This is a genomic window from Pseudoalteromonas neustonica (genome assembly GCF_001653135.1).
Lineage (GTDB): Bacteria > Pseudomonadota > Gammaproteobacteria > Enterobacterales > Alteromonadaceae > Pseudoalteromonas > Pseudoalteromonas neustonica.
This window is the reverse complement of sequence record NZ_BDDS01000025.1, coordinates 35,722-55,516: the sequence shown is the minus strand read 5'-3', so window position 1 is coordinate 55,516 and position 19,795 is coordinate 35,722. Positions and strand designations below refer to the sequence as shown.

Annotated in this window: 16 protein-coding genes; 15 read left to right on the top strand and 1 reads right to left on the bottom strand. The window is 41.6% G+C overall.

The genetic code is table 11. The features are described 5' to 3' along the window. The 4 genes from A7967_RS20235 to rlmB all read left to right on the top strand — a co-directional run. Positions 1 to 4,622: SdrD B-like domain-containing protein (locus A7967_RS20235; protein ID WP_209438569.1), on the top strand; the 4,622-nt coding region annotated here is incomplete at its 5' end. Further along, complete coding sequence (locus tag A7967_RS20230; RefSeq protein WP_064436041.1) at positions 4,615 to 8,712, top strand: OmpA family protein; 4,098 nt, start codon at positions 4,615 to 4,617, stop codon at positions 8,710 to 8,712. The genes A7967_RS20235 and A7967_RS20230, both read left to right, overlap by 8 nt. 483 nt (positions 8,713 to 9,195) lie before the next feature. Then, positions 9,196 to 11,688, top strand: coding sequence for a ribonuclease R (rnr, locus tag A7967_RS20225; protein WP_064436040.1), 2,493 nt, complete (start codon positions 9,196 to 9,198; stop codon positions 11,686 to 11,688). Continuing rightward, complete coding sequence (rlmB, locus tag A7967_RS20220) at positions 11,685 to 12,431, top strand: 23S rRNA (guanosine(2251)-2'-O)-methyltransferase RlmB (RefSeq protein WP_054206661.1); 747 nt, start codon at positions 11,685 to 11,687, stop codon at positions 12,429 to 12,431. Before rnr ends, rlmB begins: the two co-directional genes overlap by 4 nt. Positions 12,432 to 12,466: 35 nt before the next feature. Here rlmB and A7967_RS20215 read toward each other — a convergent pair whose 3' ends face one another. Continuing rightward, on the bottom strand, positions 12,467 to 12,733 hold the full coding sequence (locus tag A7967_RS20215; protein WP_209438570.1) for a hypothetical protein: 267 nt from the start codon (positions 12,731 to 12,733) through the stop codon (positions 12,467 to 12,469). Positions 12,734 to 12,815: 82 nt separating this feature from the next. Here A7967_RS20215 and rpsF point away from each other — a divergent pair, with 82 nt between their 5' ends. The 11 genes from rpsF (at position 12,816) to A7967_RS20160 (ending at position 19,793) form a co-directional block, all read left to right on the top strand. Beyond that, positions 12,816 to 13,157, top strand: coding sequence for a 30S ribosomal protein S6 (gene rpsF, locus A7967_RS20210; RefSeq protein ID WP_054206662.1), 342 nt, complete (start codon positions 12,816 to 12,818; stop codon positions 13,155 to 13,157). Between the two features lie 69 nt (positions 13,158 to 13,226). Continuing rightward, entirely contained in the window at positions 13,227 to 13,529 is a 303-nt protein-coding gene (gene priB / locus A7967_RS20205) for a primosomal replication protein N (RefSeq protein ID WP_054206702.1), read from the top strand. Positions 13,530 to 13,541: 12 nt separating this feature from the next. Further along, positions 13,542 to 13,769, top strand: a complete 228-nt coding sequence (gene rpsR / locus A7967_RS20200; RefSeq protein WP_002962753.1) for a 30S ribosomal protein S18 — start codon at positions 13,542 to 13,544, stop codon at positions 13,767 to 13,769. Positions 13,770 to 13,805: 36 nt separating this feature from the next. Then, positions 13,806 to 14,258 (top strand): 50S ribosomal protein L9, encoded by a 453-nt coding sequence (rplI, locus tag A7967_RS20195; RefSeq protein WP_054206663.1) that lies wholly within the window; start codon positions 13,806 to 13,808, stop codon positions 14,256 to 14,258. A 307-nt stretch (positions 14,259 to 14,565) separates the two neighbouring features. Continuing rightward, the gene (locus tag A7967_RS20190) at positions 14,566 to 15,018 is read left to right on the top strand and encodes a type IV pilin protein (RefSeq protein WP_369691076.1); all 453 of its coding nucleotides are present in this window, start codon (positions 14,566 to 14,568) and stop codon (positions 15,016 to 15,018) included. A gap of 2 nt (positions 15,019 to 15,020) precedes the next feature. After that, complete coding sequence (locus tag A7967_RS20185) at positions 15,021 to 15,470, top strand: GspH/FimT family pseudopilin (RefSeq protein WP_064436039.1); 450 nt, start codon at positions 15,021 to 15,023, stop codon at positions 15,468 to 15,470. Beyond that, positions 15,470 to 15,871: a type IV pilus modification PilV family protein gene (locus tag A7967_RS20180; protein WP_054206665.1), complete on the top strand. Its 402-nt coding sequence runs from the start codon at positions 15,470 to 15,472 to the stop codon at positions 15,869 to 15,871. The genes A7967_RS20185 and A7967_RS20180 overlap by 1 nt, the downstream gene beginning before the upstream one ends. Positions 15,872 to 15,873: 2 nt before the next feature. Then, on the top strand, positions 15,874 to 16,395 hold the full coding sequence (locus tag A7967_RS20175) for a PilW family protein (protein ID WP_054206666.1): 522 nt from the start codon (positions 15,874 to 15,876) through the stop codon (positions 16,393 to 16,395). Further along, the gene (locus tag A7967_RS20170) at positions 16,395 to 18,215 is read left to right on the top strand and encodes a pilus assembly PilX family protein (protein ID WP_064436038.1); all 1,821 of its coding nucleotides are present in this window, start codon (positions 16,395 to 16,397) and stop codon (positions 18,213 to 18,215) included. The genes A7967_RS20175 and A7967_RS20170 overlap by 1 nt, the downstream gene beginning before the upstream one ends. A gap of 557 nt (positions 18,216 to 18,772) precedes the next feature. After that, complete coding sequence (locus tag A7967_RS20165; RefSeq protein WP_054206668.1) at positions 18,773 to 19,330, top strand: RNA polymerase sigma factor; 558 nt, start codon at positions 18,773 to 18,775, stop codon at positions 19,328 to 19,330. Further along, positions 19,311 to 19,793: a hypothetical protein gene (locus A7967_RS20160; protein WP_082355730.1), complete on the top strand. Its 483-nt coding sequence runs from the start codon at positions 19,311 to 19,313 to the stop codon at positions 19,791 to 19,793. Before A7967_RS20165 ends, A7967_RS20160 begins: the two co-directional genes overlap by 20 nt. Positions 19,794 to 19,795: the final 2 nt, after the last annotated feature.

Sequence of the window (19,795 nt, the reverse complement as noted above, 5' to 3'; positions counted from 1 at the left end):
AAACGAATGCGCAAGGTGAATACACGTTCGCTGATTTATTTGCTTCAGATGCCAATGGATACACCGTGGCGCAAACACAACCCGCGCTTTATAAAGACGGTGTTGAGCGTAATAGCTCGGGTGCTATTGCAGGCTCTGATCTAACGGATACAGTGACTGTTGTGCTGACGACAAGCAACGAGCTTGTTGACTTCACAGAGCAGAACCCCGATACAGTGACTATTTCAGGCCGTGTGTACTTCGATGAAAATCAAGACGGTGTGATTGCAGATAACGATAAGTTATTAGCTAATGTAGACATTACCTTAACGGGTAAAGACATCTTCGGTTCAACAATCTCGTTAACGACACAAACAAGTGCGCAAGGTGAATACACGTTCGCTGATTTATTTGCCTCAGATGCCAGCGGTTATACCGTCACGCAAGTCCAACCTGGCCTTTATAAAGACGGTGTAGAGCGTAATAGTGCTGGTTTGATCACCGGTTCAGATGTAACGGATACGGTTACCGTTGCGCTTTCTACAAGCAACCAACTTGTTGACTTCACAGAGCAAAATCCAGATACAGCAACTATTTCAGGCCGTGTGTATTTTGATGAAAATCAAGACGGCACCATTACAGATAACGACAAGTTACTAGCCAATGTAGACATTACCTTAACAGGTCAAGACATCTTCGGGAGTGACATTAACCTGACAACGCAAACGAATGTGCAAGGTGAATACACGTTTGCTGATTTATTTGCTTCCGATGCTAATGGGTACAACGTGACGCAAACACAACCTGCACTTTATAAAGACGGTGTTGAGCGTAATAGATCAGGTGTTATTGCAGGCTCAGACACCAGCGATACTGTAACGGTGCAATTAATTGCTAACGAAAATCAGTTAATTGATTTTACCGAAATGGCAAAAGATGATGCGCGCATAGCTGGTTTTGTATTTAGCGATGAAAATATGGATGGGCTACGTCAATCGAACGAGCAAGGCATTTCAGACGTTGTTATTACTCTTGCTGGGCAAAACATTTATGGTAATGCTATTAATGCAACAGTATTAACAAATGCGCAAGGCGAGTTTGCTTTTGTTGGATTATCAGCGAGTGACGTACGAGGTTATGTGGTTAAGCAAGTTCAGCCAGAAAACTGGTTAGACGGTTTAGAATCACTTGCAGGCCGTGTTGTGAATTCGCAAAGTATTAACGATAAATTTACTGTGACTCTAAGTGCGTCTGAGCAGTTAACTGCGCTTGGATTTGCAGAATTAGCATCAGCAAGCTTATCGGGCTATGTTTTTGTTGATACGGATAAAAATAACATCAGAACAGCCCAAGATTTAGCGATTGAGGGTGTTGAGTTAACGGTTTCGGGGCGTGATTATAATAACAACCCTGTAACCCAGTCAGCGACTACCGATAGCTTAGGTTTGTATGCATTTAAAAACTTAGCGCCAAGTAATGAGCAAGGTTATCAGATCCAACAAACACAGCCGAAGAACTACATTGATGGCTTTGAAAGTATTGGCCAAGATGTTATCGGAAGAAGTGATCAGAGCGACATAATTACTGCTATCAATGTTAAGCCGTCACAAGAAAGCAAAGAGTATAACTTTGCAGAAAATTACGGTTTATCAGTTAAAGGTCGTGTGTTTATTGACCATGATGATGACGGTTTCTACCCTGTCTTAGCTGATAGTTCAGCTCAACAAAGTATTGCTTTAGCAAACGTTGAGATCACGCTATCAGGTAAAGATTATCGTCAAAACGATATTCTGCAAACGGTCATGACCAATGAATTTGGCTATTATGAATTCCCTGAATTGTCTCCAAGTAATGAACAAGGTTACACACTTGAGCAACAACAACCTAAAGACTACCTCGATGGGTTAGAGTCAGCACAAGGTGAAGTAATTGCGGACTCTAGAGGGTCAAATATAATCGTTGTAGGTCAACTACAAGGAACGGGAGAAGTCGGCTACTTTGACTTCGCTGAATTACCAGCTTCTTCGTTAGCAGGTAAAGTATGGGTTGATGCGAATGAAAGTGGCACTTTAGATGAGCAAGAAACACTGCGTATTCGTGATGTAACCGTCACGCTAACAGGTGTCGCACTTGATGGTGAAAATGTCACTCGCGTGACGAAAACCAATGAACAAGGTCAATACACCTTTGATTCATTAAAGGCAGGAACTTACGCAATTACGCAAACACAACCAAGTGCTTGGCTAGATGGTAAAGAGCAGTTAGGTTCTCTATCAGGTGTAATTGCAAATGACAACTTTAGTGAAATCCAACTTGAACTTGGACAACAAGGTAACGATTATAACTTTGCTGAGACAGGCAGCTATTTATCAGGAACTGTTTACGTTGACTTAAATGATAATGCAACGCAAGAAGACAACGAAATTGGTATTGCACAAGTGCAAATGCACATCGAAGGTATTGATTTAGATGGGCAAGCAGTAGTAAGAATGACAACTACTGATACCTATGGTCGTTATCAATTTAAGCACCTTCCATTATCAGATGTTACAGGTTTCACTATTACGCAAACGCAACCAGAACAAACCCAAGATGGTAAAGATTCAGCGGGTTCATTAGGGGGTGTTGTTGCGCAGCAAATTGGTGCTGATGAAATTAAAAACATCAATATCAATGAGCATATCACCCTGGCGACAGAGTATAACTTTGGTGAGCAATTAACCAACCCTGCATCTATCAGTGGTTCTGTATGGCAAGATAACAACCACAACCGAGCTGATGATGATAATAACGGTAAATCAGGATGGTTAGTTGAACTCTTAGCAGATCCGCAAACAGGCGAAGCTAATCCGCTTGAGGCTGAACCATTAATTGTGGTTCGCTCGAATGAGCAAGGTGATTATACTTTCGCAGGTTTACCTGTAGGGGTATATGAAGTGCGCTTTAGACACCCTCAAGGTGGCGTGATCTACGGAATACCGGTATCAAATGATGCTGACACATCAACTGATAAAGGCACCATTTTGAATATTATTCTCAGTGCCGGAGAGCAAGTGGTTGAGCAATCTCTGCCAGTTGATCCGTCAGGTATTGTTTATGATTCACGTTCAAGAGAGCCAATCAAAAACGCCAAGGTTAGCATTACAGGGCCTGCTGGGTTTGAACCTGATTTACACCTAGTTGGTGGTCTTGATAATGTTGAGCAAACAACAGCAGATGATGGTTTTTATCAATTCTTATTATTTGCAAATGCGCCGGTTGGAGAGTATCAACTCGCGGTAACAGCACCGGTTGGTTTCTTGCAGGGCGAGTCAAAATTGATCCCCGCATGTACAGCGCGCTTAGAAGTTAGTGCTCAATCGTTACCAGTATTGGTTCATCAAACCAATAAAGCACCAGTGGCTTCTTCTGCAATTCATGATGCGGCAAGTTGTCCTACCCAATCTAGCAATGTGGCACAAAGTAATGCGTCTACACAGTACTACACGCGTTTTTATATCAATCCACAATTACCATCAGCAAACGTGGTGAATAACCACATACCAGTAGATGGTTACGGTGATGATTTAGTGCAAGTGACTAAAACAGCCCTTAAACAAGATGTGGTTGTTGGTGAAATGGTGCCGTATGAGATTGTTATTTTTAACCGCTCAGACAAAGTATTACAGCCGGTTAGCTTTATTGATCAGCTTCCAGCGGGTCTAAAGTATGTCATTGGTAGTGCACGTATTGATGGTATTAGCATTGAACCTCGCGTGTTCGGTAGACAGTTGATTTGGCCAGTTCGCGAATTACTGCCTCAACAAACAGTAAGCATTCAGTTACTCACTGTTGTAGGAGCAGGCGTTAGCGAAGGCAAATACATAAACCAAGCATGGGTTGAATACACAGGCTCTGGCGATCAGGACAATCCAGATGACGGTGGCACGCCAGGTGGCGGCGGTAAACCAGGTGATGAAATTCCTAAAGGAAAGCGCGTTTCAAATATTGCGATTGCAAGTATCCGCGTTATTCCAGACACCATCATGGATTGTAGTGACTTAACTGGCCAGGTGTTTGATGATCACAACCGCAATGGCATACAAGAGCAAGGTGAAACTGGTTTACCTGGCGTGAAGCTAGCCACAGCTCAAGGTTTGTGGATCACCACAGATCAGCATGGCCGCTATCATTTAGCGTGTGCAGATGTGCCGCATCAAGCGCGTGGTAGTAACTTTATCATCAAGGTTGATGTGCGCAGTTTACCATCAGGGTATCGAATCACATCTGAAAACCCGCGTGTAGTTCGTTTAACACGAGGAAAAAATGTAACGGCTGACTTTGCAGCGAGCATCCATCGTGTTGCACGTGTACAGCTAAGTCAAAGTGCGTTTGATGAGCAGGGATTAATTGCCACGCATAGACAGCAATTGGAGCAATTACTAACTGTTATTGTGGAACAGCCAATTACAGTCAGGGTGGCTTATCAATTGGCCGAAAATGAAAATATACGTCAAGCAAAGCAACGTATTGCTGAACTTAATCAATGGTTTATTGCTCAGTGGAACAATTCAAATACTGAGCATGAGCTTACCCTAGAGGCGGAAGTTGTCGAATATGTTTTACCGCAAGAAGTTGTTACAGAGGGGCGTAAAAATGACTAAGTCACATAAATTTACGCCAATATCATTAACACTCGTTACGTTATTTGGTTTATCACCTGTAGCAAAAGCGGCTGGGATCACAAACGGCCTGAGCAATGATCAAGTACGCGAAAATAGCTACCACAGTAATACTGAAGAAGTGATAGTACAGAGGCACTTTGTACTTCATGCTTTGCCTGAAATAAAGCCGACTACAACACAGCTTAGTGAAGTAAAGCAAACTCCTGCAAGTGCTGAATTCGTTAAGGATTCAGCAATCCGCTTTGTTTCTGGTAAGCACTTTTTAACGGGCTCAACCAAGCAAGAAATGGATCGAATTATTGATTTTTTGCAGGGTAAAAAACAGCTGAAAATCCATTTTATAGGCCATGCGGATAGCCAAAGGTTAAGTCCTAACGCAAAACGTATTTATAAAACTAACCAAGGTTTATCAGAGCATCGCGCCAATATTGTGGCCGAATATTTTCGTCAGCAGCTAGGTATATTGCCCTCAGCTACGACAATGGAAGGGCGCTCAAATCACGATCCCGTTGCTAGCAACGACACTCTTGAAGGTATGGCGCGTAACCGCCGAGTTGAAGTAATTGCAGTGTATGTAGAAGAAAAAACCTCAGTAAAAACGATTGTCAATGCAGGCCCAGATCGACGATTAATTTGTGATGGTGATTTTCGTCAACAAGCTGCAATGGCTATCACACTAGATGGTAAACCTTTTGCTAGCAGTGACAGTGCCAATAATGCCGATGCTCAGCGTTGTGCCGATGTGGCGTTAGAAAAAATGCAACTTCAGTTAAAATATAATCCATTGGATGCATTACCAAAGCTCAGTGTGGCGCACGCCATTACTGAATCTGGTGATACGCTAATGCTGCATTTAAAAGGCTACAGTAACTACATAAACTTTTTTGAATATGCCGAAGTACACATCATGTCACCGAATGGCACAGACATACTTAAAAAAGTACCATTGGGCGAAAACCTAGAAGGTAAATGGCGCTTACCAGGCAATATGTTAGGTATGAGCCTAAATTACCGCTTAAGGGTATATGATAAAAGTGGCCGCTTTGACGAAACCTCTTTCAGTAGCGCGGACTTTAGACCGAAATTTGCCGTAGCAAATGAAAAAGTCAATGGCTACTTAATGGCAAACTATGGTAAATCGCAACTCGCTAAACAAAATATTAAAGTTGATGGTGGTACCTTAACCTTATTTGGTGAAGAGGTGCCAGATCGTCACAGCGTTTATTTCTTAGGGCGTGTTGTTGCTATTACCCGAGAACGTAAATTTGTACATCAACAAATTGTGCGCACTGGCTATCATAAAGCAGAAGTTGCGGTATTGAATGAAGAAGGCAATGGCGCATTAATTCAACGTGATTTAGCACTACCAAAGAGTGACTGGTTCTATGTTGCGATGGCCGATCTCACCGTGGGTCAAAATAGTCATAATGGCCCTGTAGAGCTATTAAGTGACGCCCATAATAAAGACAATAACTTATTTGCCGAAGGGCGTTTAGCCGCTTACATAACAGGTAAATGGGAAGATGAATACAAAGTAACAGCGCGTATTGACACCCGCGAAGCGCCGTTAAACGAGTTATTTTCTAATCTCCATGAAAAAGATCCAAAAAGCTTATTCCGTCGCTTAGAAGAGCAAAAATATGTAGCTGAGTATGGTGATGATTCAACGGTTGTTGATGATGCACCGAGTAACGGTAAAGTGTATTTAAAAATAGCGAAAGATCACTCACAAGTTATGTGGGGTAACTTTAATACACAAGTCAGTGATACTGAACTCAGCCGTGTTGAGCGCGGATTATATGGTTTGCAAACCCAATACCGCAGCAATGATGTCACCTCTTTTGGTGAACATAACAGCAAAGCAGAAATTTACGTAGCAGAAGCTGAAACACTCCCAGCATATGAAACACATAGGGCAACTGGCGGGTCGCTTTATTATTTACAACATCAAGATATAGTGCTTGGCTCTGATCAAGTTGCCATAGAGATCCGCGATAAAATATCAGGGTTAGTGTTGATCCGTCGTAATTTAACACCAGGTCAAGACTACGACATGGATGCATTGCAAGGGCGCATCTTACTGACGCGACCACTCTCATCATTTGCAGCAGATGATTTACTTGTTCGTGCAGCAAGTTTTGACGATAACCCGGCGTATCTAGTTACAAGCTATGAGTACACACCAGGCTTTTCAGAGTTAGATAATTTGACTTATGGTGGGCGAGTAAGCAAGTGGTTGACTGATCAAGTTCAACTTGGGATCACAGCCAATAAGCAACAACTTGACGAGTATGACGACACACTCATCGGCTTAGATGCGACCTATCGTCACAGCGCCAGCAGCTACGTTAAAGTTGAAGTTGCTCAAACAGATGGCATTGCAAGTCAGCTTAATTCATTTAACGGTGGGTTTAGTTTTGATGAAATACGCTCAGGACAAGGACCTGTTAAAGCAAACGGAATACGCTTAGAAGCGGCAACCAGCTTTAAAGAATTTGGTTTAGAAAGCGACGGGCAAGCGCAATTTTATTGGCAACGTTTAGAGCAAGGTTTTGCGGGGCTTGGCCAAGTTAATGCGGATGAAGCAAACACCGCTGGTATAATGATACAATGGCAAGCGACAGAAACTACAGCAGTTAAAGTGAAAGCCGATGACAATAAAGTAAGTAATCGCTACAAGCGTCAAGCTGCAGAAATAAACGTCACTGAAACAATCGATAAACATTGGCAAGCCAGTGCGGGGATCAGACAAGATGAACGTCGAAACCTTACTCAGGTGCAAAATCAATCGCAAAATACCGCGTCAAGTAAAGCCCGAAATGATGAAGGTAAGCGAACAGATACCGTTGTTCAGTTATCATATCAATCAGATGCAAACTGGTCAGCTTACGGCTTTGTACAAGGCACACTTGCCAATGACGCTACTCGCTTACGAAATAATCGCATTGGTTTGGGTACAGAAGTTCAAATTACCGAAAGTGTTAGCCTAAATGGTGAAGTTTCAGAAGGTAATTTAGGGTTTGCAGGCACAGCCGGTATTGATTATGCCTACAGTGATAAAGGTAATGTGTATCTTAATTACCGCCTAGATCCTGATGGTAGCGATTTGTTTAATAATGCTGAGCAAAAGCAGTGGGTAAGCGGGGCAAGGCATCGTTTTAATGACTCAACCAGCGTTTTTGCCGAGCAACAATGGCAGCATGACGATAGGCAGCAAGGTCTTACACATGCCTATGGTGTCGATCACAGCATAAATTCACGTTGGCAGGTACAGTTAGGCCTTGAAAACGGCAATATTGACATGTTTGAAAATGGTCGATTAGAAAGATCGGGAGTTAACCTCGGATTAGGCTATCAGTTTGAAAATATTCGTTGGGCAGGCGCATTAGAATATCGCACAGACGAAACTGAGCAGGAAAAACGCACTAATTGGTTAATGCGTAATAATTTCAGCGTTAAATTAAATGAAGACTGGCGCGGACAATTACGTGTTGACACCGCGATCAGTGATAGCGATCAAGAAGCGCAAAGTGGCGCATTTAATAGCGATTTTACCGAAGCGCAGCTTGGTTTCGCATATCGCCCTATTGATGCCAGCCCTTGGTCAGGCCTAGCAAGCTTAACCTATCTTGAAGATTTAGCCCCAGCGCAGCAGCTTAGTGGCATTGGTCGAGATAACACTCCACAGCAGCGCAGCACCGTGTGGGCGGTTGATGTAAATTATCAATTTTCACCACGATGGCGGTTTGGAACTAAGCTTGCGCAGCGGACAGGCGAAATACGCTTAGTGCGAGATGAAGGCCCTTGGTTTGATTCAACAGCAACCTTAAGTGTACTGCGCGCTGATTATCATTTACAGCATAATTGGGACGCAACACTAGAATGGCGCATGCTCAAAGTCAGCGAATCGCAAGATAGACGAAGTGGAGCGCTCGGCGCTATTCATCGTCATATTGGTGAGAATATGAAGATAGGTATAGGCTATAACTTCACTAATTTTTCAGATGATTTGACCGACTTAGATTATGATTCAAAAGGTTGGTTTATCAATATGGTTGGTAAGTTTTAGCCTATACCCAAACTACCTCAAGATACAGAATTCAGCGTTTCACAGGGACTTAATATCAAGGCGTTACTTTGCAACAATGGCAAGAAGTAACAACGCAAAGAGTAAGTGCCTGTGAAGCGTCCATGGGGTTGGTTTAAAAGCGATTTATACTGCGTTACTTTTATAAGGGATTGATTTTAACAATAGACTCACTATTACTTGCAATCAATGCCTTGCCTAAATCGCTTTTAATTCCAACTGGAACTCACATCTTGAGGAGGTTTGGGTGTATCCCCCCCCCCCAAACAAGGTCACTTTGTTTGGGTTTTTTTATAACGCTAAAAATCCTTCTTCACGCCGTTATATTTAATTGTTAATATAATTCAATTAATTAGAGGGAGCGTTTAATCAATTTCTCGTAACATAAAACTTTAATGCTGCTGCACTGTCTCATTGCGCTATTTTGGGTTAAAATAACGTCATAACCAATTAACAAGATAGTGAATGTCAAACCAAGATCCTAATCTCAGTCGAGAACAAGAAAAGTACGAAAACCCTGTCCCAAGTCGTGAGTTTATACTTACTCACATAAAAGACCGTGCCAAGCCAGCTAATTTCCATCAATTATGTGAAGAGTTAGCGGTAAACGATGATGAGCGTCAAATTGCTTTCAAGCGCCGTTTACGTGCTATGGAACGTGATGGCCAACTCTTCTTTAACAAATTTAAATGCTACGCCTTAATTGACGAAGCAGGGCTTGTAAAAGGAAAAGTCATAGGTCACCGTGATGGGTTTGGCTTTTTAGAAGTCGAAGGCGAAAGTAAAGACTGGTTTATTGCCAAGCATCAAATGAATATGGTGCTCCATGGTGACATTGTGCTGGCTAAAGGCACTAAGCGAGGCTCAGGTGGTAAATGCGATGCGCGTATTATTCGCGTACTACCTAATGAACGAGCACCTATTGTCGGTCGCTATTTTGTAGAACATGGTGTTGCTGTTGTGGTGGCCGAAGATCCACGCATCACGCAAGATATCATTATTTTACCAGGCAGTGATAACGGCGCGCGTCATAATCAAATGGTGCAAGTGCAAATTACACAAAACCCTAATCGTAATATGAATGCGGTAGGCAAAATTATTGATGTATTGGGTGAGCATTTAGCGCCAGGTATGGAAATAGAAGTTGCACTGCGTAACCACGATATTCCTCATGTATGGCCTGATGAGGTTGAAAAGCAAGTTGAGCATTTAGGTGAGTTTGTTGAAGAAGCTGACAAACAAAATCGTGTTGATTTACGTGATTTACCATTAGTAACGATTGATGGTGAAGATGCCCGTGATTTTGATGATGCCGTTTATTGTGAACCAGAACAATCAGGTGGTTGGCGCTTATGGGTTGCTATTGCGGATGTATCACACTACGTAGGAATGAACACGCCTCTAAATAAAGAAGCGATAGAGCGCGGTAATTCAGTGTATTTCCCTGAACAAGTAATTCCTATGTTGCCTAAAGTGCTGTCAAACGGCTTATGTTCACTGAACCCTAAAGTTGACCGTTTATGTATGGTTGCAGAAATGATGGTATCGGCGGCTGGTAAACTATCAGGCTACCGTTTTTATGAAGCAGTGATGAACTCGCACGCTCGTTTAACGTACACAAAAGTAAATAATATTTTGCTCGGTGACGAGAAACTGCGTACAGAATATGCGTCAGTTGTGCCACATTTGACTGATTTACAGCAAATGTATATGGCGCTAAAAGCAGCACGACAAGATCGTGGTGCTATTGAGTTTGAAACGCTTGAAACGCGTTTTGTATTTAACGCTCAACGCAAAATTGAATCAATCGTGCCTGTTGTACGTAACGATGCGCATAAGTTGATTGAAGAATGTATGATTTTAGCCAATGTATCAGCTGCTAAAATGCTTGAAAAACACGAAGCCAGTGCGCTTTACCGTGTTCATGCTGAACCTGATGGTGAAAAATTAAGTAACTTTAGGCAGTTTTTATCTGAGCTGGGTATTGAATCAACGCTTAGTGATGAACCTACACCAAAAGAAATTACCCATGTATTAGCAAAGCTTGGTGATCGCCCTGATGCGGAACTCATTCAGACAATGCTGTTACGCTCAATGAAGCAAGCCGTATATCAGGCTGAAAACATTGGTCACTTTGGTTTGTCATTAGATGAATATGCGCATTTCACTTCGCCAATCCGTCGTTACCCAGATTTAGTTGTACATCGTGCTATTAAAGGTATTTTAAAAGCACAAGGGATGGTTACTTCTGGCGCTTATGCCTATAGTGAGGAAGAAGTTGCGCAATTGGGTGAGCAATGCTCAACTACCGAACGCCGTGCTGACGATGCAACCCGTGAAGTAGCTGATTGGCTTAAATGTGAATACATGCAAGATCATGTTGGCGATGAATTTGAAGGGGTTATCTCCTCGGTTACTAATTTTGGCTTATTCATTCGTTTAGCTGATTTACAAATTGATGGCCTTATTCATGTCACCAACTTAGGTGATGAATACTTTCAACATGATGCTTCTAAGCACTGCTTAATAGGTGAGCACACTCATAAAGTGTTTCGTCTAGGTGATAAAGTGACGGTTCAAGTGGCATCTGTCAGCTTAGATGAGCGCCGAATTAACTTAACGCTCAGTGGCGATGTTGCACAGGATAGATACGCCCGTCGTCGTAGTGAGCCTAAAGGGCATCAACCTGCAAGTGTTCGTTCGCAATTAAAGCGCGGTAAAATACCAGCTAAAAAAGAAACCGAGCAAGTTAGCCCTGAGCAAAAAAATCGCACTGACCAAGGTAAACCAAAGCCAAAAAAAAGCAGTGCGAGTAGAGGAAAAAAGAAACCGACTACAAAGTCAGGTGCGGTAGCTGCTACAACCGCTAAAAAACCGAAGAAAAGGGCTGTGAAAAAGCCAAAAAGACCCGGCAAAAACGCCCGTAAAAGTACGAGTTCAGGAGCAAGTAATACGTGAGTAATGAATTAATTTTTGGCTTTCATTCTGTTGAAGCAATTTTTGAAAGTGAGCCTGAGCGTTTTATTGAAATATATGCTCTTAAAGGTCGTGATGATAAACGCTTATCTCCAATTATTGAAGAAGCGCGTAAATTTGGTATCTCAGTACAATTCATGCAACGTAAAGCACTTGATAACAAATCAAAGGGTGAGCAGCACCAAGGTATTATTGCAAACGTTATAGCTGCACCTACATTTAATGAAAAAGATCTTGATGAGATCATTGCGCGTGAAGAAACTCCTTTTTTACTGGTGCTAGATGGCATCACTGATCCGCATAATTTAGGTGCATGTTTGCGCAGTGCTGACGCGGCGGGTGTTCACGCGATTATTGTACCAAAAGATAAATCAGCAAAACTAAATGGCACCGCCCGTAAAGTTGCCTGCGGCGCAGCAGAAACAGTACCGCTTATTCAAGTAACCAATCTTGCGCGTACTTTACGTGAGATTAAAGATGCGGGTGTGTGGGTCGTTGGCACGGCTGGCGAAACAGACACTCATGTATTTGATGCTAACTTAACAGGCCCAATGGCGATTGTTATGGGGGCAGAAGGTGAAGGTATGCGTCGTTTAACCCGCGAACACTGTGATGTACTCGTTAAAATCCCAATGGCCGGCACCGTTTCAAGCTTAAATGTTTCTGTAGCAACAGGCATTTGTTTGTTTGAAGTACTACGCCAGAGAAATGCAACACAAGCTTAAAAAGCTGTAAGCTTGTAGCCGTCAGCCGTCAGCCGTCAGCCGTCAGCCGTCAGTTTAAGACAAGCTCGTCTTGACACGTAAGTTAATATGAGCAAAATTTCTAGCTGATAGCTGATAGCTGATAGCTGATAGCTGATAGCTGATAGCTGATAGCTGATAGCTGATAGCTGATAGCTGATAGCTGATAGCTGATAGCTGATAGCTGATAGCTGATAGCTGATAGCTGATTTATTAACTCCCCCACTTAAAGCTAAAAAACCTGCTTGCTTAATTTTCCAACTAAGCGTAAAATGCGCGCTCATTTCGGCTTTTAAACTATTAATTCCTTGCCTTAAACCGACCGGCCGAAACGGTAGAAGGCTCTATTAACCGTAAGGAATATCCATGCGTCATTACGAAATCGTATTCATGGTTCACCCTGATCAGAGTGAGCAAGTATCTGGTATGATCGAACGTTATACTGGTTCAATCACTGAAGCTGGTGGTGTTATCCACCGTCTTGAAGATTGGGGTCGCCGTCAATTAGCATACCCAATCAACAAGCTTCATAAAGCTCACTATGTTCTTATGAACGTTGAAGCACCTACTGAAGTAATCAGCGAGCTAGAAACTACTTTCCGCTACAACGATGCAGTGCTTCGTAACTTAGTTATGCGTACTAAAAATGCTGTAACTGAAGCGTCTCCTCTTGTAAGAGAAGAGAAGAAAGAAGCACCAGCTGCTTAATTGTTTTGAGTCCAAGCATGGCGCTTGTTCAGTTGAGTAATTAAGATGAGCCAAACGCTTAGTCCTTATATGAATCAACTAACACTATCTGGAGTCGTTTGTAAAACGCCCAAATATAGTCAAAGCCCTGCTGGTATACCGCATTGTATTTTTGTTGTAGAACATAAATCAATGCAAGTTGAAGCAGACCTTAACCGTAATAGTTATGTAAAGCTTCAAGTGGTTGCTAGTGGTAAGCAAATGCAACAACAGACTCAACATTTGCACGTTGGGCAGGCATTGCAAGTGAGCGGTTTTTTAAACCGCCATGAAGGTCGTAACGGCCTTAGCCAATTGGTTTTGCATGCTCAGCATATCGAAAGAATTATTTGAGGAATTAATCTCATGGCACGTTATTTCAGACGTCGTAAGTTCTGCCGCTTTAAAGCGGAAGGCGTACAACAAATCGATTATAAAGATCTAGCTACTCTTAGAAACTATGTTACAGAAAGTGGCAAAATCGTACCTAGCCGTATTACAGGTACTAGCGCTAAATACCAGCGCCAGCTAGCAACTGCTATTAAGCGTGCTCGCTACTTAGCCCTTCTTCCATACACTGACTTACATAAGTAAGCAGCGGATTAACACGTTTTTAAAAGGTGTAGAAACATGCAAGTTATTCTACTAGATAAGATCGCTAACCTAGGTGGCCTAGGTGACCAGGTTGTAGTTAAATCTGGCTTCGCACGTAACTTCCTTTTCCCGCAAGGTAAGGCAGTTCCTGCAACTAAAGCTAACGTTGAAACTTTTGACGCACGTCGTGCAGAGCTTGAAGCGAAAATCGCTGAACAGCTTGTTGCTGCACAAGCACGCGCTGAGAAACTTGAAGCATTAGCTGAAGTTACATTAGTATCTAAAGCTGGTGACGAAGGTAAGTTATTCGGTTCTATTGGTACTCGCGACATCGCTGACGCTATCTCAGCTGTTGGTGTTGAAGTTGCTAAGTCAGAAGTTCGTTTACCTCTAGGAACTATCCGTGAGACTGGCGAATTTGACGTATCAATCGCAGTACATTCAGACGTAACGGCTACTATTAAAGTAATCGTAATCGCTGAAGCTTAATTTTTATAATTAAGTATAAAAGCCGTGCATTGCGCACGGCTTTTTTGTTGTGTACAGCTTATGTAATAAAATAGTTTAATCCCCGCAAATAGACGTCATTTTGTATCATTTTTAGAAAAAATGGATTAGAGTACCCATTTTGGCTAAGTGTGTATTCCACTCTTGATTTAATATTTCAATAATAAAAACTAATTATTTATCACTATTAAATGATATTTTTTTGTAAATAAATCGTACTTAATTGACATTGACAGCGTTGTCACTGTATATTGTTTGTGCACTGGGCATAGTGTAAAGGAACTAGAGAGTGAAAGATAAGATGAGAGAAAATGTACGCCAAAAGAATGGTTTTACATTAGTTGAGTTACTAATAGTTGTAGCCATTATAGGTATTTTATATACCGTGGCTATGCCTGCCTATACCGAGCAAATGGAACGTAGCCGACGCGCTGATATTCAGCAAGTAATGCTCCAACATGGCGCAGTATTAGAGCGTATTTATTCTCGTAATGGAGGGTATCCAGATGCTTTTAATGGGGCTGTCAATACCGACTTTTACAGCTTTAGTTATGTAGCCTCAGATCGCGTACCAGGAGCCGCCGCTAATGTTGATTTTAAAAATCGCCAATTTACATTAACAGCAACTCCAAAATCAACATCGGCACAAAAAGGCGATCGTTGTGGTGCACTCGCTATAAAGCAAGATGGAACACAATCCGCTACTAAAGGTGGTTTTGCCGTGACGAATTGTTGGGAATAATAATGAACAAGACGGCTGGTTTTACTTTAGTTGAATTAATGGTTGTAGTTAGCATTATAGGTATTATGGCTGTCTTGGCTTTCCCTTCATTTAGCCAGCAGATTATGCAAGATCGCGTAGTCACTACTGCAAACCAACTTAATAGCGTATATAAATATGCGCGCAGTGAAGCTGTGAAACGCGATAAGGATGTAACATTAGCAGTTAGCGGTACTAAGTGGCAAGTGAAGGCTCCTGTTGATGGTGTCGAAACTGTTTTAAAAGAATTTGTTATTCAACATCAAGGGGTTACTGTATCCCTCGTTAATCGTACAGTGTTATCAACTGGTGAAATATCTGCTGCAAGTACAATTTTAGTTGAAGATACGTCAACTGATACCGTTGATTATTATTTGTGTATTTTAAAAAGCGGCCAAAATTGGCTGATTGAAAAATCGGTAGGTTGTGCATAATGATAAAGCAAAATGGATTTTCATTGTTAGAAGTTATGCTGTCAGTTGTCATTGCTGGCATAGCATTGTTGGGCTTAGCTGCCGCGCAATTAAAGTCGTTGCAGTTCGCAAATAACAGTTTCAATTATACGGTTTCTTTGGTGCAAGGCCAAAATACTCTCGAACGTATTTGGCCACGCTTATGTGAGTTGCAAACGACAAACCCAGCACTATTTACTGATGTAAACTTTCGGACCTTTCTAGGGCCTCAAACAACAGACTTTCAGCTCACATTACCTGCGGCTTATGCTGATGACATGCAAATTACAGTTTCATGGGCTGATGAGCGGATGACGGATGCAGCTGTAAATCAAATATCGCTTAATGCAAGTTATCCTACTTTACCTGCTGGGTGTATTTAGTTATGAGCTCTTCTTCAATGCGTGGCTATACATTAGTGGAATTAATGGTTGCTTTGGCCGCTGGATCATTTTTATTGGCAGGGGTGAGCCTGTCGTATTCTGCGATTAAAGGTACCATTATGGTCAGTAAGGAGCTTGAAAATGCACAAGAAGTTATACGCTATACAAGCAAAGTATTTACTCGGAGCATAAAGCAAACACCGACTCTACCGATTGTCGCCGCTGACGGGTTATCTATTAGTATTGGGCAGCCCGCAGGCGTAATTACCTGTAATGGAAGTGTCGCTGTGGCACCTACGACGGAAATATACACATTAACGGGCAATAACTTAATGTGTACGTTAGGAGCTGCTGCTCCAGAGCGGTTACTAACAGGTGTTGAAAGGTTAAATTTTTCTATTAATAACAACGTAGTAAAAATCAATGTGGCGCCTGAAAATTTACCGAGTCAGTTTGGTAACGCAATAAGTATTGATGTTGCGGTTTCTAATGTTATTTTAACGAATGCTTTTGGTGGTGTGTAGTGAACAATAAACAGCAAGGTTTTACACTCATTACGGTGCTTATATTGACCAGTATGGCAAGTATTGTAGTACTTAATTCATTACGCGAAAATATTGTACAAGAGCGCATGAGTGGTAATTTTCAAAAGAAAATGAATAGTCGTTTGCTTGCAGAAAAAGGTGTGTTCGAAGAAGCGAGACTAATGCAGCAAGCGTTGAATAATAATGGAGAATTAGACATTGATGGATTAATTGCCGCAGCGGGTAATGCCAGTGGCAGAGGTTTGATTGGAATCGACGCAACATATGATGCAAGCATAAGTAAAAACCTTGCTGGGGAATTAGAAATAGCTAGTCTTGGTCAGCGCTATAGCGGTGACGCGCAAAGCAATTTAGTTGCACGATTTGGATTTAAACCAGGTAAAGCCGAATCACTTTTTCAAAATGCAATTGTTGGCTGTGAAGGCGTATCACTCAGTGCGAGCGGTCGAATTGATAGTTTCGATTCAAGCAAGGGGGACTATGATCCCAGTAAAGCGGAAGCTGGTGCGGTGATAGGTACTGTCTATAAAGATAAGGATGTTACCTTGTCAGGAGCGTCAGCAATTTGGGGTAGTGTGCATGCAACAGGCAGTATCATTTTTTCGGGGTCATCGCCTATAACGGGTACTTTACGCGCAAACAATCATATTATTATTGATTCTAATTTCACTGTATCAACCGATCCTGTTTTACCGGACGGCTTCCCCCTTGATACTGCTGTAGGTGGTGATGTTTTATCTGCAGGTCACGTGACTTGGAAGCAAGGCAAGGTGTTAGGTGTTATTCGGGCTAATAAGGACTTTATTATCCCTAACAATAGCGCAACTACAATCTTAGTGAATCGAAATAATGATGGGTTAGATGTGATGTATGGTGGAACATTCACTGCAAAGAATTTGGCGTCCCAACTAGAACAAGATGGTATACCTTACTCAGATCTGCGCTATAACGTTAACCCAAATGTCGAGTTAGTTCCTTCACAAGATCCGACTAATTTTGAAGGCGGTAAAGTAAAGTGTGATCCAATTGATGTAACCAAACTTGTTACTGCGCTTATTGATCCTGCGGCTGAAAAAATTATAGTTAAGCACGGTAACTCGGTACTTGTTCCTAGTAAGCCTGAAACGCGTGTTATTTATGAGTTAACACCTGAGATTGCGCAATCTAAAATTGAAAATCAGGGGAGCTATGTATGGGAAAATTGGTTAGGTGCTCGCCCAGCCACAATTACTTATGCGCTTGCCACGATAGATAAAGAGGTTGATGTTAAAGTACTCAAGATGGGTAGTCTTTCATTAAATAATGGTAATTTAAAAGTGGCCGGTGGTGACGTTACTTTAGTTGTTAATGGTGACTTTAAAATGGAAGGGTCGTCAGAAATACATATTGCAGAAGGGAGTAGTTTAACTCTTTACGTAACAGGTAAAGTTAAAATGAAAGCTTCACCAGGCTCTATAACCATGAAGCATGGTTTAACAGCCACAGGCAAGCCTGTATTTAGTGTCTATTCAAGCAATGAGCAAAATAATGGTATAGATATAGACGCTGATGCTAATTTGTATGCTGCAATCTATGCGCCTAAAACGGATGTTAAAGTGGTTGCTAATGGTGGTTTTAGTGGTTCTATTAGAGGAAAAACGGTCACCGCATCAGGTAAGGGTGGTATTCACCATGATGTTAACTTGACTAATGTTGGCGGTGGCGGGGGAGGTAAAACTGCAGGCGAGTTAATTTTCCTTGGTTGGTCCTATAAAACTCCTCAAAAAGCAGTGGTAGACCCCATAATACCGACTCCTTAATTGTGTTTATATTTATAACGGCTAACTTAGGTTAGTCGTTTTTATTTCAATAGATTAAGTTCTGAGTCTTAGCTGAAAAATCAGGCCTTGTGGCTATTTTCAATGTTAACACCAATCTGCATAAATATTTGAACAATTTAACGAATTAAATCACGCTATAACGTTGTTAAAAATTTTATTTAGAACAACTAGATATAAAAATTTTAGCCTAGTTATAGCGCAATTTTCTTGTCATTAAATAGGCTCCATATCTACGCAGATTGGTATAACTATGTTGAATCGACTGATGATAAAAAGCCCCTAGCGAGATTAGTGCCGTAATACCTGAAAATCTCCGGTTGGACAGTTGAGATTATTTTCATATAGTTAAATATACGCGGAAATACTTTAACCAAAATTGAGATTAAATTAAAAATAATTAAACGTCCTTTAAACCTTTTTCACCTCTTTTCACGTCTAACTATGCAAGAAACTTAAAAACCTGAAATATCGTATTTCTACATGGCTTAAGTATAAACTACATTCAGAATAATAATCATAAAGGGACAACATCTGCGATGTTGATAAATGCAAAACATGCTTTTAATCAACACAGTGAAACTGTGTTGATTGAGAAAGTAAAAAGTGGCGATCAACAAGCCTATGCAGCGTTGTATACACTGCATGTTAAGCGAGTATACGCATTATGCCTACGATTACTCGCTGATAGAGAGCACGCTGAAGATGCCACGCAAGAAGTGTTTGTACAGTTATGGCATAAAATTGCTAGCTTTGAAGGGCAGTCACAATTTTCGACTTGGCTGCACAGTGTTACCAGCAATATTGCCATTAGTTACTTACGCAAACATAAAAACTGGCTGCAAAAAGTAGTGAGTTTTGAACAAAGTGGTATGGATGAGCAAAGCGCTGATGATTGCCAAGGTTTAAATGGACTCGATAAATTGGTTTTAAGGCTCCCAGAGCGAGCCCGAATGGTATTTGTATTACACGCTATTGAAGGTTATCGCCATGAGGAAATTGCAACCATGCTAGGTATGGCAGTTGGTTCTAGTAAGTCGCAGTTTCATCGCGCACGACAGTTATTAAAAGAGTGGTATGAAAATGAGCAAGCTTGATTTTGAAGAATTTTTAGTTGAGTCATTAAATCGCTCGCAAACTGAACTCCCGCCGCAAAAAGATTTGTGGCCAGGTATTGAAAAAGCACTATCACACAAACTACCGCAACAAACTAAAGTGGCTGTGTGGCCTAAACTAGCTGGTGTTGCTGCATGCACGGTCGGAGCGTTATTGACTGCTCAGTTACTTTTTAATACGCCGCAGCAAAAAACGGGTGTTGCTATGAGTGATTATTTTACAGAGCAAAAGCAAAGCTTGTTAGTGCAATATCAAAATCAACCGGCATTAACGAATAATTGGCAGCAGCAATTAAATGAACTGGAAGAGGCTGAAAGCGCGATAAAGCAAGCGCTTGAGAATGAGCCTGAAAACCCAGCGCTATTGAAAATGCTTGCTCAGATATATCAACAGCAATTGGATTTAATCAATAAGGTGCACGCACCCAAATGGCAACAAATTTAGGA

What these genes read in the sequence shown, in the direction of transcription:
- A7967_RS20165 (WP_054206668.1), top strand. Translation starts at nt 18,773, where the DNA reads ATGTTGATAAATGCAAAACATGCTTTTAATCAACACAGTGAAACTGTG.
- rplI (WP_054206663.1), top strand. Translation starts at nt 13,806, where the DNA reads ATGCAAGTTATTCTACTAGATAAGATCGCTAACCTAGGTGGCCTAGGT.
- A7967_RS20180 (WP_054206665.1), top strand. Translation starts at nt 15,470, where the DNA reads ATGATAAAGCAAAATGGATTTTCATTGTTAGAAGTTATGCTGTCAGTT.
- priB (WP_054206702.1), top strand. Translation starts at nt 13,227, where the DNA reads ATGAATCAACTAACACTATCTGGAGTCGTTTGTAAAACGCCCAAATAT.
- rpsR (WP_002962753.1), top strand. Translation starts at nt 13,542, where the DNA reads ATGGCACGTTATTTCAGACGTCGTAAGTTCTGCCGCTTTAAAGCGGAA.
- A7967_RS20175 (WP_054206666.1), top strand. Translation starts at nt 15,874, where the DNA reads ATGAGCTCTTCTTCAATGCGTGGCTATACATTAGTGGAATTAATGGTT.
- A7967_RS20215 (WP_209438570.1), bottom strand. Translation starts at nt 12,733, where the DNA reads ATGAGCGCGCATTTTACGCTTAGTTGGAAAATTAAGCAAGCAGGTTTT.
- rpsF (WP_054206662.1), top strand. Translation starts at nt 12,816, where the DNA reads ATGCGTCATTACGAAATCGTATTCATGGTTCACCCTGATCAGAGTGAG.
- A7967_RS20185 (WP_064436039.1), top strand. Translation starts at nt 15,021, where the DNA reads ATGAACAAGACGGCTGGTTTTACTTTAGTTGAATTAATGGTTGTAGTT.
- A7967_RS20160 (WP_082355730.1), top strand. Translation starts at nt 19,311, where the DNA reads ATGAAAATGAGCAAGCTTGATTTTGAAGAATTTTTAGTTGAGTCATTA.
- rnr (WP_064436040.1), top strand. Translation starts at nt 9,196, where the DNA reads ATGTCAAACCAAGATCCTAATCTCAGTCGAGAACAAGAAAAGTACGAA.
- A7967_RS20230 (WP_064436041.1), top strand. Translation starts at nt 4,615, where the DNA reads ATGACTAAGTCACATAAATTTACGCCAATATCATTAACACTCGTTACG.